The sequence below is a fragment of the Streptomyces sp. NPDC058457 genome (assembly GCF_042720695.1).
GTDB lineage: Bacteria > Actinomycetota > Actinomycetes > Streptomycetales > Streptomycetaceae > Streptomyces.
In genome coordinates this window covers 56,558-70,866 of the sequence record NZ_JBHXLU010000040.1, presented here as the reverse complement: position 1 = coordinate 70,866, position 14,309 = coordinate 56,558, and the positions used below count along the sequence as shown (strand labels likewise).

The 14,309-nt window shown below is 71.9% G+C and carries 10 protein-coding genes; 3 read left to right on the top strand and 7 right to left on the bottom strand.

Going from position 1 to position 14,309, the window contains the following annotated elements:
• Nucleotides 1-27: 27 nt before the first annotated feature.
• From ACFWPS_RS28260 to ACFWPS_RS28250, 3 genes are all read right to left on the bottom strand, one after another.
• Nucleotides 28-2,214, bottom strand: coding sequence for an RICIN domain-containing protein (locus ACFWPS_RS28260; RefSeq protein WP_383709454.1), 2,187 nt, complete (start codon nucleotides 2,212-2,214; stop codon nucleotides 28-30).
• A 38-nt stretch (nucleotides 2,215-2,252) separates the two neighbouring features.
• Nucleotides 2,253-3,614, bottom strand: coding sequence for a lectin (locus ACFWPS_RS28255; protein ID WP_383709451.1), 1,362 nt, complete (start codon nucleotides 3,612-3,614; stop codon nucleotides 2,253-2,255).
• Between the two features lie 193 nt (nucleotides 3,615-3,807).
• Nucleotides 3,808-5,673 carry an ABC transporter ATP-binding protein gene (locus tag ACFWPS_RS28250; RefSeq protein ID WP_383709508.1) on the bottom strand — a complete coding sequence of 622 codons (1,866 nt, stop codon included), beginning with the start codon at nucleotides 5,671-5,673 and terminating at the stop codon, nucleotides 3,808-3,810.
• Between the two features lie 165 nt (nucleotides 5,674-5,838).
• On the opposite strand from ACFWPS_RS28250, the gene ACFWPS_RS28245 reads away from it, so the two are divergent.
• The gene (locus ACFWPS_RS28245; RefSeq protein ID WP_383709448.1) at nucleotides 5,839-6,822 is read left to right on the top strand and encodes a YbhN family protein; all 984 of its coding nucleotides are present in this window, start codon (nucleotides 5,839-5,841) and stop codon (nucleotides 6,820-6,822) included.
• Nucleotides 6,823-6,846: 24 nt separating this feature from the next.
• Nucleotides 6,847-7,611 carry a crotonase/enoyl-CoA hydratase family protein gene (locus tag ACFWPS_RS28240; protein ID WP_383709446.1) on the top strand — a complete coding sequence of 255 codons (765 nt, stop codon included), beginning with the start codon at nucleotides 6,847-6,849 and terminating at the stop codon, nucleotides 7,609-7,611.
• Here the strand turns inward: ACFWPS_RS28240 and ACFWPS_RS28235 are convergent.
• From ACFWPS_RS28235 to ACFWPS_RS28225, 3 genes are read right to left on the bottom strand one after another with little or no spacing between them, the layout of a single operon-like run.
• A complete protein-coding gene (locus ACFWPS_RS28235) occupies nucleotides 7,598-8,626 on the bottom strand; it encodes an FAD-dependent oxidoreductase (protein ID WP_383709444.1) in 1,029 nt (342 codons plus the stop codon). The two genes, ACFWPS_RS28240 and ACFWPS_RS28235, sit on opposite strands and share 14 nt — an antisense overlap.
• Complete coding sequence (locus ACFWPS_RS28230) at nucleotides 8,623-10,005, bottom strand: FAD-dependent oxidoreductase (protein ID WP_383709442.1); 1,383 nt, start codon at nucleotides 10,003-10,005, stop codon at nucleotides 8,623-8,625. Before ACFWPS_RS28230 ends, ACFWPS_RS28235 begins: the two co-directional genes overlap by 4 nt.
• Nucleotides 10,002-11,453 (bottom strand): FGGY family carbohydrate kinase, encoded by a 1,452-nt coding sequence (locus tag ACFWPS_RS28225; protein ID WP_383709439.1) that lies wholly within the window; start codon nucleotides 11,451-11,453, stop codon nucleotides 10,002-10,004. Before ACFWPS_RS28225 ends, ACFWPS_RS28230 begins: the two co-directional genes overlap by 4 nt.
• A gap of 140 nt (nucleotides 11,454-11,593) precedes the next feature.
• On the opposite strand from ACFWPS_RS28225, the gene ACFWPS_RS28220 reads away from it, so the two are divergent.
• On the top strand, nucleotides 11,594-12,685 hold the full coding sequence (locus tag ACFWPS_RS28220) for a mechanosensitive ion channel family protein (RefSeq protein ID WP_383709436.1): 1,092 nt from the start codon (nucleotides 11,594-11,596) through the stop codon (nucleotides 12,683-12,685).
• Between the two features lie 17 nt (nucleotides 12,686-12,702).
• Here the strand turns inward: ACFWPS_RS28220 and ACFWPS_RS28215 are convergent, their stop codons facing one another.
• Nucleotides 12,703-14,283, bottom strand: a complete 1,581-nt coding sequence (locus tag ACFWPS_RS28215; RefSeq protein WP_383709433.1) for a M1 family metallopeptidase — start codon at nucleotides 14,281-14,283, stop codon at nucleotides 12,703-12,705.
• Nucleotides 14,284-14,309 lie beyond the last annotated feature (26 nt).

The following is a 14,309-nucleotide window of genomic DNA, read 5'->3' as shown; positions in this document are numbered from 1 at the left end:
ACCCGCTGACCGCTCACCGGGCGACGGTCACGGATACGAGTTGAGGTTCGCGACGTTGGTCGACGAGTTCGACGGTCCTCCGCTGTTGTTGATGACGTGGGTGATGGTGCCGGTGCCGCCGAGGGAGACCGTCACCATGCTGGTGAACTTGACGTTCGAGTTGGTCGGCGCCTCGATCGCGTGATCGGCGACGACGCTCGAGTTGCTGCTGAAGTAGCAGTAGCTGCCGAGGCCGTACGCCTGGTGGCTGGTGACCGAGTCGGCGACCTTGTAGGCCGCGTAGCCCTTGGTCGAGCCGTTCATCCACGAGGACTGGTTCGGCGGGTCGTACGGCATCTCGTTCTGGTAGAAGTACGTCTTGCCGCCGTTGCCGTTCCAGATGGTCTGGTACTTCTGGAAGTGCTCGACGAACAGGCCGTACATCGTCACGTTGTCGCCGTTGACCACCAGGCCGGTGTCGGCGGTGTTGCTGGTCCAGCCGACTCCGCTGCCGTGGTCGGCACGCCAGATCCACATGTGGTCGCCGATGACGTTGTCGCTGTTGACGACCAGGCTCGTGGTGGCCTTGCCGACACCCGCGCCGCCGACGCGGAAGTACACGTCGTGCAGCGAGGTCGGGTCGCTCGCGTGCGAGGCCGAGGAGCCGCTGGGGCCGACCTCCACCAGGGTGGAGGAGTTGGTGGTGCCGGCGTCGAAGAGCAGGCCCGCGATGTTGACGCCGTCGACGTCGGCGACCTTCATGGCGGTGATGCCGTTGTCCGGGACGAAGGTGGCGAGGCCGAGGCCGAGGACCACGGTGTCGGCGCGGTTGATCTGCAGGGTCTGGTCGAGGTGGTAGACACCCGGGGTGACCAGCAGGTTCTTGCCCGCCGTGAGAGCCGCGTTGATCTGCGACGCGGTGGCGCCCGGCTTCACGACGTAGAAGCTGTCCAGCGACAGCGACGAACCGGCGGCAGTGCCGGAACTCCAGCTGGTGCCGGAGGTGTTGGTGCGCGTCGACGGCACGAACACCTGGTAGTTGCCGGAGCCGTCGACGTACAGGAACGGCTTCTCACGGGTGGTCGGGCTCTGCGCGACCGTGGTGTCCGGCGGGCTCGGGAAGGTGGTGGACGGCACGCCGGTGCTGCCGACGAAGACCATGTTCCAGTTGGAGCCGGTCCAGCTGCCGAGCTGCGAGTTGCGGGTCAGCCACTGCTGCTGGGTACCGGAGTTGACCTGGCCGTTGATCTGGCTGTCGGCGATCAGGCCGCCGCTGGACCAGCCGCCGTCGTCCAGGGCGAGGTTGCCGCGCAGATGCACCCGGCGGTAGGCGGACGCCTGCGAGACCGCCCAGCGGTCGCTGCCGCTGGTCGGGTTGACGGAGAGGTTCTCGGCACCGCGCCAGAAGTTCTGGGTGGCGTTGCCCGAGAACCAGTCGGCCTCGGCGTGCACCGCACCGTTGATGGAGACCGCGTCGGGCGACAGACCCAGGCCGAGCACCTGCGTGTAGAAGCCGACGTTGACGTCCGCGCTGTAGGCGCCGGGCTTGAACATCACGGCGTAGCGGTCGGAGCCGAACTGGTTGGTCTGCTGCGCCTGGAAGATCGAGTCCAGCTTGCTCTGGATGGTCGACGCGGACATCGACGGGTCGAAGATGACCACGTTGGAGCCGAGGTCCGGGTTGCTCGACTGGGTCACCGGGACGACCTGGAACCGCTGGGCCTGCGTGCCGTTGCAGGTGTACTGCACGAACTGCACACTGTCGGCGGTCGAGGCGGAGGGGTCGTCGAGGCACTTGCCGCTGTTGCGGTTGACGAAGTGGTAGGCGCCGCCGCCGTCGTCGACCGGCAGCCACTGCTGGTTGGTGCCGCCGCCGTAGGTCCACATCTGGACGAGCGCGTTGTCGGCCGTGGAGACGCCGGTGACGTCCAGGACCTCGTTGGCGTTGTTGCCGTTGTTGATGCGGACGTAGCCGTCGCTGGTGGAGGTGAAACTCCACTGCTGGGCCGTGGTGTTGTTGCAGGTGTACTGCTGGACGACGGTGCCGTCGGCGGTGGCGGCCGCCTTGGCGTCCACGCACTTGCCGCTGGCCGCGTTGAGCAGGGTGGTGTTGCCGGTGGGCAGCGTGGCGGCGGACGCGGGCGAGGAGGCGCCCGCCGCGGTGAGCAGGGAGGCGGCGACAACGGCCACCGCTGCGGCGGCCGTTGGTCTGCGGCGCCGGGGAAGGCGAAGCACGGGTTCTCCTAATTCCGAAAAGCGCGAAGAGTGCGGGATCAGCCGGTGTATCCGGCGAAGACGCGCGTGTAGTCCCAGTTGGACTGGCTCACGCCGGAGCAGCTGTCGGCAGAGCCGCCGGTGCAGGGCCGGTCGCGGTTGGCGGACCAGAAGGTGAGCCGGGCCAGGTGGTGCTGCTGGGCGTAGGCCAGGATGGTGCGGAAGTCGGCCACCGTGACGGTCTCGCTGTTGTCGGTGATGCCGTTCATCGACGAGATGCCCATGTCCCGGTAGGCGGTGTCGTCGCTGTAGCCGTACGCGTTCTTCAGCGCGTTCTTGAGCCCCTCGGCCGCCTGGGTGGTCAGGTTGCCCATGTTCTGTCCCGCGCCGCCGAAGTCGAACGGCATGATGGCCCAGGCGTCGACGGCCAGCCCGGAGGACGCGGCCCGGTTGATCAGGCTGGTGTCGGGGCCGCTCTGGCCGGTGCCGATGGTGATGTACACCTTCAGGCCGGAGTTGTTGGCCTTCACCGTCTTGAGCGCGTCCACGACCCGCTGCTGCACGGTCCCGTTGCTGTAGGCGTCGGCCTCCAGGTCGATGTCGATCGCCTTGAGACCGCCGTAGGCGTTGATGACCTTCTGGTACGCCGCCGCCAGCTCGCTCGCGCTGGAGCAGGAGCTCTCCAGCTTGTTGCCGCTGTAACCGCCGAAGGACGGGATGACGTCACCGCCGTTGGCGCGCACGGTGTTGATGGTGCTCTGGTCGACCCCGCCGGTCAGCGCCCGGCTGCCGTCCCACTGCGGGTTGCAGTAGCCGTTGCTGAGCACGAAGGCGAGCGTGTAGTACTTCACGCCGGTCGCGTTGGTGATCGTGGTCGGGCTCGGCGGGTCGCCCCAGCCGTTGTAGAGGTACGGCGCCACGGCCATCGGGGAGGACGGGGTGGTACCGCCGTCGGCCGCCGGGGCGGTCCACTTCTGGTTGGAGGTGCCCGCACAGGTCCAGATCTGTATCCGGGTGCCGTTGGCGGAGCTGTTGCCGGTGACGTCCATGCACTTGTTCGCCTGCGGATTGACGATGTCGTTCGCGGACGAGACGGTCCACTGCTGGTTGGCGCCGCCGCTACAGGTCCACAGTTGCAGCTTGGCGCCGTCGGCGGTCGAATTGCCGGTCACGTCAAGACACTTGCCGAGGGCGCGGAGGGTGCCGTCGGTGCCGCGGGTCCACTGCTGGGCGGAGGTCCCGTTGCAGTCGTAGAGCTGGACGGCCGTGCCGTCGGCGGAGTTGGCGCCGGCGACGTCGAGGCACTTGCCGGCGAGGCCGGTGATGGTGCCGGTGGCGGCCTGTGCGGGGGAGGCGGTGAGCAGGCCCGCCGAGAGGGACAGGGCGGCGAGGGCGACAGCCGTGGGCAGAGGTCTGGCCATGCGGGGGGTTGGCCTTTCACGCGGGGGGAGGCAGCACGATGTGGCCCAACACCCTTTGGTCAGGTGGGTGTTGGCTACACACGTGAGGCTTTGTTTAAGGCGTGAAACTAAAGGTCCGGACCACGGCCGTCAAGTAGGGGAGCGCTCCCCTCCCCGACTCACAGGAAAACGTGACGGGGATGTGAACGCTCTGTCAGGGCGTCGTCACCTCTGTGAACTGAGTGCGGTGCAGTTCGGCGTACCGCCCGTCCTCCGCGAGGAGTTCGTCGTGGGTGCCGCGCTCCACGATCCGGCCGGACTCGACCACCAGGATCTGGTCGGCGGCCCGGACCGTGGACAGCCGGTGGGCGATGACGACGGCGGTGCGTCCCGCCAGCGCCTCGGCGAGGGCCTCCTGGACCGCCGCCTCCGAGGTGTTGTCGAGATGGGCGGTGGCCTCGTCGAGGATCACCACGCGCTGGCGGGCCAGCAGCAGCCGGGCGATGGTCATCCGCTGCCGTTCGCCGCCGGAGAGGCGGTAGCCGCGCTCGCCGACCACCGTGTCCAGGCCGTCGGGCAGCGACCGGACGACCTCGCCGAGCCGGGCGCGGCCGAGGGCGTCCCACAGCTCCTCGTCCGTGGCCGAGGGCCGGGCGAGCAGCAGGTTGGCGCGGACGGTGTCGTGGAAGAGGTGGCCGTCCTGGGTGACCATGCCGAGGGTGGCGCGCACCGAGCCGGCGCTCAGGTCGCGGACGTCGGCGCCGCCGATGCGGACGGCGCCCTCGTCGACGTCGTACAGGCGCGGCAGCAGCTGGGCGATGGTGGACTTGCCGGCGCCGGAGGAGCCCACGAGGGCGACGGTCTGGCCGGGTTCGGCGCGGAAGGAGATGCCGTGCAGGACCTCGCTGCCGCCGCGCGAGTCGAGGACCGCGACCTCTTCGAGCGAGGCCAGGGAGACCTGGTCGGCGGCCGGGTAGGCGAAGCGGACGTCCTCGAACTCGACGGCCACCGGGCCCTCGGGGACCTCTCGGGCGTCCGGTTTCTCCTCGATCAGGGGCTTCAGGTCGAGGACCTCGAAGACCCGCTCGAAGCTGACCAGCGCGCTCATCACCTCGACCCGGGCGCCGGCGAGCGCGGTGAGCGGGGCGTAGAGACGGGTCAGCAGCAAGGCCAGGGAGACCACCGCGCCCGGTTCCAGGGTGCCGCGCAGCGCGAACCAGCCGCCGAGGCCGTAGACCAGGGCGAGCGCCAGCGAGGAGACCAGGGTCAGCGCGGTCATGAACACCGACTGGGAAGTGGCGGTCCGCACCCCGATGTCCCGGACCCGGGCGGCTCGGGCGGTGAACTCCGCCGACTCCTCCTCGGGGCGGCCGAAGAGCTTGATCAGGGTGGCGCCCGGCGCGGAGAACCGCTCGGTCATCCGGGTGCCCATGTCCGCGTTGAGCGCGGCGGCCTCCCGCTGCATCCGGGCCATCCGGCCGCCCATCCGGCGGGCGGGCACCACGAACACCGGCAGCAGCACCAGCGCGAGCAGGGTGATCTGCCAGGACAGGGTGAGCATCACGGCGAGCGTGAGCACCAGCGTGACCAGGTTGCTGACCACACCGGAGAGGGTGCCGGCGAAGGCCCGCTGGGCGCCGATCACGTCGTTGTTGAGACGGCTGACCAGCGCTCCCGTACGGGTACGTGTGAAGAACGCGACGGGCATGCGCTGCACATGATCGAACACAGCCGTGCGCAGGTCGAGGATGAGGCCCTCCCCGAGCGTCGCCGAGAGCCGCCGCCCGAGCACCCCGAGCGCCGCCTCCACGAGCGCAACCAGAGCGATCAGCAGGGACAGCCGTACGACCGTGCCGGTGTCGTGCCCCGACACGATCGCGTCGACGACATGGCCGGCCAGCACCGGGGTCGCGACGGCGAGCAGGGCGGTGACCACCCCGAGGAGGACGAAACGGACTATGCCGCCCCGGTACGGGCGGGCGAAGGCGGCGATGCGGCGCAGCGTGGCCCGGTCGAACGGGCGCCGCTCCTGCTGGGCGGTCATCACGCTGTGCAGCTGCATCCAGGCGGTGGTCTCCATACTCATGAGGGAGAACGTAAGACCTCAAGCTTCGTTGAGGTCAAGGTCCGCTCGCCGTCCCCCCGTACGAAGGACCCGATGAGTCCTCACCCGCTTCCCTTCCGTCATCCGGTGTCTCCTCTTCCGCCACCCGCAGTTGGGGCGGCGCGGAAAACCTCTCCCGGTGTGACAGCGGTAAGAATCCCCGACTTCCGTGAGAGCCGTCTCCCCCGGCTCGCCCGCCGCATCCCCTGGCGGCACATCCTCACCCTGATTCCGCTCGTGCTGGTCGCGGGCATCGCGGTGCAGCACTGGCCGGTCCTCGTCGAGGGCTTCGGCCATCTGCGCGACGCCTCCTGGCCCTGGCTGCTGGCGGCCGGCGGTGCCACCTGCCTGACCTGGGTGGCCGCCGCCTTCACCCGGCAGGGCGCGGTCGTCCAGCCGCTGCCCCGCTGGCGGCTGCTGGCCACCCAGCTCGCGGCGGGCTCGGCCAACCACCTGCTGCCGACGGGCCTCGGCTCGGGCGCGGTCAACCTGCGGTTCATGACCGTGTGCGGGGTGCCGCTCGCCACCTCCTCCGCCGCGCTGGCCCTCTACCTGCTCGCCGAGTCGATCGCCCGCGTGGGCCTGATGGCGGTGTTCTTCGTCGCCTTCCCGGACGCGCTGCGGCTCGACGGCCTGCTCCCCGACGGTGACGTCGGACCGGTGCTCGCCGTCGCCGGCGCGCTGCTGGCCGTGGCGCTGGCCACGCTGTTCCTCGTCCGGCGGGTGCGCGAGCCGGTGTTCCGCTTCGTGCGCAGCGCCCTGTGCGAGGCCCGCTCGGTGCACACGCGTCCGTCCCGGGCGCTGGCGCTGTGGGGCGGCTCGCTCGCCTTCCCCGCGCTCCAGGCGGCCGGTCTGGTGGCGGTGGGGCAGGCCCTGGGCCTCGACGTGCCGCCCGCACACATGGCGCTGGCGTACCTGGCGGCCACGGTCGCCGTCGCCCTCATCCCCACGCCGGGCGGCCTGGGTTCGGTGGAGGCGGCGCTGATCGTGGCGCTGGTGGCGGCCGGCGGCCCGGTGGCGGTGGCCACGGCCGTGGTCCTCGCGTACCGGATCATCACCGTGTGGGTGCCGTTGCTGCCGGGAGCCCTGACACTGGGAGCGCTGGTACGGCTGAAGGTCATCTGAAGGTCTTCCGACGAGAGGGAGAACATGCCGGTCCACCTCGAACGCAAGGGTCATGTCACCACGGTCGTGCTCTCCCGGCCCGAGGTGCGCAATGCGGTGGACGGGCCGACGGCGGCCGAACTCGTCGCCGCCTTCCGGGAGTTCGAGGCGGACGAGGAGGCCCGGGTAGCGGTGCTGTGGGGCGCGGGCGGCACGTTCTGCGCGGGCGCGGACCTCAAGGCGATGGGCGGCGAGCGCAGCAACCGGGTGGCGGAGGACGGCGACGGCCCGATGGGCCCGACCCGGCTGCGCCTCTCCAAGCCGGTGATCGCGGCGATCGCCGGGCATGCCGTGGCCGGGGGGCTGGAGCTGGCCCTGTGGTGCGATCTGCGGGTCGCCGAGGAGGACGCGGTGTTCGGCGTCTTCTGCCGCCGCTGGGGCGTGCCGCTGATCGACGGCGGCACGGTACGGCTGCCCCGGCTGATCGGCACCGGCCGGGCGATGGACCTGATCCTCACCGGCCGTCCGGTCCCGGCCCCCGAGGCGTACGAGATGGGCCTGGCCAACCGGGTCGTCCCCGCCGGCCGCGCCCGCGAGGCGGCCGAGGAACTGGCCGCGTCCATCGCGGGTTTCCCGCAGGCCTGTCTGCGCAGCGACCGCGCGTCGGTCCTCGACCAGGAGGGGCTGTCCGAGACGGCGGCGATGGGGGCCGAGATCCGGCACGGGACGGCCGTGCTGGCGGAGGGCCTGGAAGGCGCGGCCCGGTTCGCGTCGGGGGCGGGCCGGCACGGGTCCTTCACGGGCGACTGACCAGCCACTCCAGCACCGCCCGCCCCGCCTCGGCCCCCTCCCTGGTCGCCGCCCGGGCGTCCAGTCCCGGGTTCCGCAGACCGCCGACGGCGAAGACACCCGGGCGGTCGGTGTACGGCCGGTGGGCGAGGGCGATCCGGGCCCGCCGGGCGAGTTCGTCCTCGGCGGCGAAGTCCCCGGTGAAGACCACGGTGTCGCAGGCGAGGACGCCGGTACGGCCGTCGCGGTGCCGGATCCGCACACCGGACAGCCGCCCGTGCCCGAGAAGTTCGGTGACCGTCGTGCCGGTCAGCAGCGGGATGCGGGAGCGGAGCCGGGCGTCCAGGGCACGGACGGCTCCGGCGCGCGGCCGGTCGGCGACCATCGCGACCACCTCGGCACCCGCCGCGCGTACGGCCCCGGCCGCCGCGTACGACACGTCCTCGGCCCCCACCAGCACCGCCCGCCGCCCGATCGGCTGCCGGTAGCGGTGCACCGCCTGCTGAAGTTCGCCTCCGGTGTAGACCCCGGCGGGCCGGGTGCCCGGGATCAGCCGTGCCGCGCGGGGGCGTTCGTAGGCGCCGGTGGCGAGGACCACCGCCCGTGCGGTGACCGTCTCCGGGCCGCGCACGCCGATCGTGGCGAGGCCCAAGCGCTCCGCTTGCCGTGTGCCGACTGCGGCACCGTCGTGGCTGGTCGCGCCCACGTGGCGGCAGCCGCACATCTCGTACAGCCCCGCGCCCCTTTGGGGCGCTGTCGAACCGGCCCAGTCCAGCACGGTCACCCCCGTACGGACCACCGCACCCGCCCGCCCGGCCGCCTCGACGAGCAGCCGGGCGTACGCCGGTCCGGTCAACGGCTTGGTCCAGGTGCCGAATCCGCCGTGGGCGCAGTACTGTGCCACTCCCCCAGCCTCCTGTTCCCGTTCCAGCACCTCCACCCGGCCGGCTCCGGCGACGGCGAGCCGGGCGGCGGCCGCGAGACCGGCCGGACCGGCACCGACGACGAGCACGTCGACGTGGCGTTCCTTGGTCACGGTCTGCCCGCCTTCTCGAACAGCTCCCGGACCGTCGCCCCGCAGTGGAAGCCCTGGCAGCGGCCCGCCCCGGCCCGGGTACGGCGGCGCAGGCCCGGCAGGCCGCGCGGCGGGATCGTGGTGGCGAGGGCGTTCCTGATCTCGCCGCGGGTGACTTGCTCGCAGTGGCAGACGATCACGTCACCACCCTGCTGGTAGGGGCGGGGGAAGGCGGCACCGAGGTTCGGCATGCGCACCGGATCCAGGTCGACGGGGTTCTTCAGGTCCAGCCCCGCCTCGCCCAGCAGTCCGGTGACATGGGAGGCGATGGCGAGCGACGCGGTGAGGCCCGTGGAGCGGATGCCGCCCACGGTGACGTACGCCTGGTCGGGGTGGGCGGAGATGCGGTAGTCGTCGTGTTCGGTGGCGGCCCGCAGGCCGGCGTAGACGGCGGTGACCTCCTCGTCGAGGAGCGCGGGCAGGATCCGGCGGCCCTTCTCGCGGAGCTGCGCCAGTCCCTGCGCGGTGGACCGGGTGGCGGTCCTGTCGTCCAGGTCCTCGGCGGTCGGGCCCAGCAGGACGTTGCCGTAGACCGTCGGGGCGACCAGGACGCCCTTGCCGAGAGCGGTGGGGACCGGCAGCAGGATGTGCCGGACGAGGGGGCGGGCGAGCCGGTCGTAGACGATCAGCTGGCCCCGGCGCGGGGTGACGGTGAAGGCGCGGTGGCCGAGGAGGCGGTCCAGGGTGTCGGCGTGCAGGCCGGCCGCGTTGACCAGGTGGCGGGTGTGCAGCGGGCCGCGCGAGGTGGTGAGGGTGTGGATGCCGTCGCGTCGGCTCGCCGCCGTGACACGGCAGTCGAGGTGGAGGTCGACGCCGCCCCGCACCGCCTGGGTGGCGTAGGCCAGGGTGGTGCTCCACGGGCAGACGATGCTCTCGCCGGGTACGTGCAGCGCGCCGAGGGCGCCGGGACCCAGGTGGGGTTCGCGGGTGTACAGCTCGTCGGCGCCCAACTGCCCGGTGTCGTGGCAGTCGTTGCGTACGGCCTTGCGCGCGAGCTCCGGCAGGGCGGCCAGTTGCTCCCGGTCCCAGGCGACCAGCAGCGCGCCGACCGGCTCGACCGGGATGCCGGACTCGGCGGCGTACGCGGCGAGAAGGCGGGAGCCCTCGCGGACGAGGCGGGCCTCCAGGGTGCCGGGGTGGGCGTCGAAACCGGTGTGCAGGATGGCGGTGTTGGCCTTGGAGGTGCCCTGACCGACGTCCTCCTGGGCCTCCACCAGGGCGACCCCGAGGTGCGGGTGGCGGGCGAGTTCGCGGGCGATCGCGCTGCCGACCACCCCGGCGCCGACGACCGTCACGTCGTACGGGGCAGCGGGCGGCGGCCCCTCGGCGGTGACCGTCATCCGGGCGTTCCCGGTCCGGCCCCGGCCGGCGGCCGGTCGAGCAGGGTGGCGACGGCGGCCCGGAAGACGCCGAGGCGGTCGGCGGCCTCGGCGGCGGAGATGCGCGGCTCGTAGACGGCGGACGGCCGGCCGTCCGGCAGGAAGTCGACGGGGTCGCTGCCGAGGTGGGCCAGCGCGCCCACGCCCAGGGCGGTGGCATCGGGCAGCGTGGACACCTCGACGGGGCGTTGCAGCAGGTCGGCCTGGGTCTGCATGAGCAGGGCCGAGCGGGTCAGGCCGCCGTCGACGCGCAGCGCGGTCAGCGGGGTGCCGAGGTCGGTCTCGGCGGCTTCGGCGAGCTCCGCCACCTGCGCGGCGAGACCCTCGCACAGGGCCCGGGCCAGATGCCCGGGACCGGTGTCGAGGCCGAGCCCGGTGAGGGAGCCGCGCAGGTCGCCGCGCCACCAGGGGGCGGCGAGCCCGGCCAGCGCGGGGACGAAGGTGACCCCGCCGGTGTCGGGGACGGTGCCGCCCACCCGGTCCAGGTCGGCGGGGCCCGAGATCACACCGAGGTCGGTGAGCCAGCGCACGGCGGAGGCGGCGGTGTACACCTGGCCGTCCAGGCAGTAGCCGGGCTCTCCGGCGAGGCGCCAGGCGACACAGCTGACCAGTCCGGAGGTGCTGTGCCGGGGTGTGTCCCCGGTGTGTGCGAGCAGGAAGGCCCCGGTGCCGTAGGTGCACTTGGCGCCGCCGGGCCCGGTGATGCGCTGGGCGAGGAGGGCGGCCTGCTGGTCCGTGGCGAGGCCGGTGATCGGGATCTTGTCCCCGAACTCCTTCGTGCTGCCGACGAGTTGGGCGTTGTCGACGATCTCGGGGAGGTGTTCGGCGGACAGCCCGTAGAGGTCGAGGGCGCGGGACGACCACTGCACCCGGTCCAGGTCGAGGAGGTGGGTGCGGCCTGCGGTGGCGGCGTCGGTGACGTAGGCGCCGGTGAGCCGGTGGACCAGCCAGGCGTCGGTGGTGGTGACGACTCCCTCGGTGGTGAGGTGCCGGCGGATCCAGGCCATCTTCGGCGCGGCGAAGTAGGGGTCGAGCGGGAGGCCGGTGAGGGCGCGTAACTCCTCGGCGTGCTCCGCGAGTTCGGTGCAGACGGACTCGGCCCGGCGGTCCTGCCAGACGATGGCGTCGGTGAGCGGACGTCCGGTGCCGGGGTCCCAGGCGAGGACGGTCTCGCCCTGGTTGGCCAGGCCGAGCGCGGTCACCGGTTCGCCGGCCTCGGCGAGCGCCCGGCGGCCGGCGACGAGCACCGAGTCGTAGAGCTCCACGGGGTCGGCCTCCACCAGGCCACCGGGCAGGTGCCGGGGCTGTACGGCGGCGAATCCGGTGCCGATGACGCCCCGTTCGGGGCAGATCACCAGGGCCTTGGTACCGGACGTGCCCTGGTCGACCGCGAGCACCGGACCTGTCATCGAGCCTCCCCTGACGATCACTGCGCGACAGCCTGCCGCAGTGGTGAGGGGCAGCACAAGCGCACGCGGGTGCGGCCGGTACGAACCTCCGTGCGGATACGGCAGGATGAGTGGTTGCACGATCGAATGGGAGGTGACCGGTGGACCGAGCGCTCACCGTCGATGACCTGGTCCTGGCCGGAATCGCCCTCGCGGCGGGCCTGTTGCTGGCCTTTCTGTCGCGCGGGATGCTGCGCTGGCTGGCCGGGCACGCGAAGCGGACCCGCTGGAGCGGTGACGACGTCCTCGTGGACGCGCTGCGCGCGGTGGTCCCGTGGGCGGCGATCGCGGGTGGCGCGGCGGCCGCGGCGGCGGTGCTGCCGCTGACGAAGACGGTCCAGCACCACACGAACCAGTGTCTGAAGGTGCTGCTCATCTTCGCGGTGACGGTGTCGGTGGCGCGGGTGACCGCCGGGCTGGTGCAGTCGGTCACCCAGTCCCGCTCCGGGGTCGCCGGTTCGGCCACGATCTTCGTGAACATCACCCGGGTGCTGGTCCTGGCGATCGGCTTCCTGGTGATGCTCCAGACGCTGGGCATCTCGATAGCACCCCTGCTCACCGCCCTGGGCGTGGGCGGTCTGGCGGTCGCGCTCGCCCTCCAGGACACCCTGGCCAACCTCTTCGCGGGCATCCACATCCTCGCCTCCAAGACCGTCCAGCCGGGCGACTACATCCAGCTGAGCAGCGGCGAGGAGGGCTATGTCGTGGACATCAACTGGCGCCAGACGACCGTCCGTCAGCTCTCCAACAACCTGGTGGTCATCCCGAACGGCCAGCTGGCGAAGACCAACATGACCAACTACACGCGTCCCGAGCAGCAGCTGACGGTCCTGGTGCAGGTGGGTGTGGGCTACGACAGCGACCTCGACCACGTCGAACGGGTCACGCACGAGGTCATCGCCGAGACCATGACCGAGATCACCGGCGCGGTCCCGGACCACGAGCCCGCCATCCGGTTCCACACCTTCGGGGACTCTCGGATCGGGTTCACGGTGATCCTGGGCGTCGGCGAGTTCAGCGACCAGTTCCGCATCAAGCACGAGTTCGTCAAGCGCCTGCACCGCCGCTACCGCGAGGAGGGCATCCGCATCCCGGCTCCGGCCCGCACGGTGGCACTCCAGCAGGGGGCGGTGGTGATTCCGCAGCAGCGGGTCACGGACGAGATGCCCGCGGGTCTGCCGCGCACCGACTAGCCCCCTGCCGGTCGCGCCTACAGCGTGGCCGAGTTGTCGTGGTGGTGGCCGCCCCGCAGGCTGTGCGGGGCGGCCGGGGACGGCGTCACCGGGGTGACCGTCCAGTCCGGGTGGCCGGGCATGCGCGGGGTCGTCGTGCCGTAGAGCCAGTCGCGCAGGAAGCCGGACCGGTCCTGGCCGGTGACCTCCGTGGCGACGGCTATGTAGTCGTCCGTCGAGGCCGAGCGGCGCCGGAAGCGGTCCAGGAAGGTGCGCTCGACCGTGTGGAAGGCGTCCTCGCCGACCAGCTCGCGGAAGGCGTACAGGACCAGGACGCCGCCGAGGTAGCGCTGGCTGTCGAAGAGGTCGGCCTCGTTCGGGGCGGCGACCGGGCCCGAGTCGTGGCGCCACTGGTCGCCGCGGGCGTAGGTGTCCTTCATCCGGGCCTCCATGGTGGTGAGGCCCAGGGAGTCCGGCCAGCCGCGTTCGTAGCGGTAGAGCAGCCCGTAGAAATCGGCGTGGCCCTCGTTCAGCCAGAGGTCGGCCCAGGTGGCGGGGGAGACCAGGTTGCCGAAGTAGGAGTGGACCAGCTCGTGCATCATGTGCGAGCCGATCTTCGGCTCGGCCTGGAGCAGGAAGTTCGGCTTGTAGAGGGTGAGGGTCTGGGTCTCAAGGCCCGTGAAGTCGAAGGCGTTCGGGTCGTCGGAGTTGCAGGGCAGCAGTCCGTACGTCTCGAACGGGAAGGCACCCAGCCGGTCCTCCAGCCATGTCACCAGGCCGGGGGTCAGGGCCAGGGCCGGTTCCAGGGCGGCGGCCCGGGCCGTGGGGACGACGTCCCGCAGCGGCAGGCCGTGCGGGCCCGGCCGGTCCTTGATCACGTAGTCGCCGACGGTGATCTGGACGAGTTCCGTGGCGATCGGGGAACGGGAGCGGTACGAGTACGCCGTCCGGCCGTCGGAAAGCGTCTCGGTGCAGGTGAGCAGGCCGTTCGCGACCCCCCGCAGGCCGCTCGGGACGGTGATGCGGACGGTGAGGTCGGCCTTGTCCGAGGGGTGGTCGTTGCACGGGAAGACGGTGTGCGCGGAGTTCGGCTGCGGGCAGATCGCGAAGCCGTCGGGGGTGGGCACCCAGGCGGTGTGCGGGAGGGTGCGGCGCGGGTCGGCCGTGTAGGTCACGCACACGGTGACACCGTCCCGCTCGCACAACGGCCTGGCAGGCGTGATCCGCAGCTTCTCGTCCGTCTGTTCGAAGGCGGCGTCCCGGCCGTCGACGCGCACGGCGGAGATGTCCAGGCCGAGGGCGTCGAGGGAGAAGCGGGACAGGTCCTGGGTGGTGCGGATGCGCAGCGTCGCGGTGGCGTCGACCAGCCGGGTGGTGGCGTCGTACGCGAGGTCGAGGTCGTAGGCGAGGACGCGGTAGCCGTCGTTGCCGAGGGCCGGGTAGACGGGGTCGCCGAGGGTCTCCGGGCCCGGGGCCGGTGTGCTGCCCCCGGTCCTCGCGACGCCGCTTTTCTCCCCCGCGGAGAAGGGACGCGCGAGGGCCGGGGCCCCCGTGGCCAGTACGGTCGCCGTGCCGAGCAGGGCGGCCACCGGGGCCGCCACTCTGGTGCGATATCTCATGGTCCGCTTTCGCTCGGGCGAGCCGG

Bases quoted from the DNA above. Each gene is read 5' to 3' on its own strand.
- ACFWPS_RS28225 (WP_383709439.1), bottom strand. From the start codon at position 11,453: ATGACAGGTCCGGTGCTCGCGGTCGACCAGGGCACGTCCGGTACCAAG.
- ACFWPS_RS28230 (WP_383709442.1), bottom strand. From the start codon at position 10,005: ATGACGGTCACCGCCGAGGGGCCGCCGCCCGCTGCCCCGTACGACGTG.
- ACFWPS_RS28255 (WP_383709451.1), bottom strand. From the start codon at position 3,614: ATGGCCAGACCTCTGCCCACGGCTGTCGCCCTCGCCGCCCTGTCCCTC.
- ACFWPS_RS28215 (WP_383709433.1), bottom strand. From the start codon at position 14,283: ATGAGATATCGCACCAGAGTGGCGGCCCCGGTGGCCGCCCTGCTCGGC.
- ACFWPS_RS28240 (WP_383709446.1), top strand. From the start codon at position 6,847: ATGCCGGTCCACCTCGAACGCAAGGGTCATGTCACCACGGTCGTGCTC.
- ACFWPS_RS28250 (WP_383709508.1), bottom strand. From the start codon at position 5,673: ATGGAGACCACCGCCTGGATGCAGCTGCACAGCGTGATGACCGCCCAG.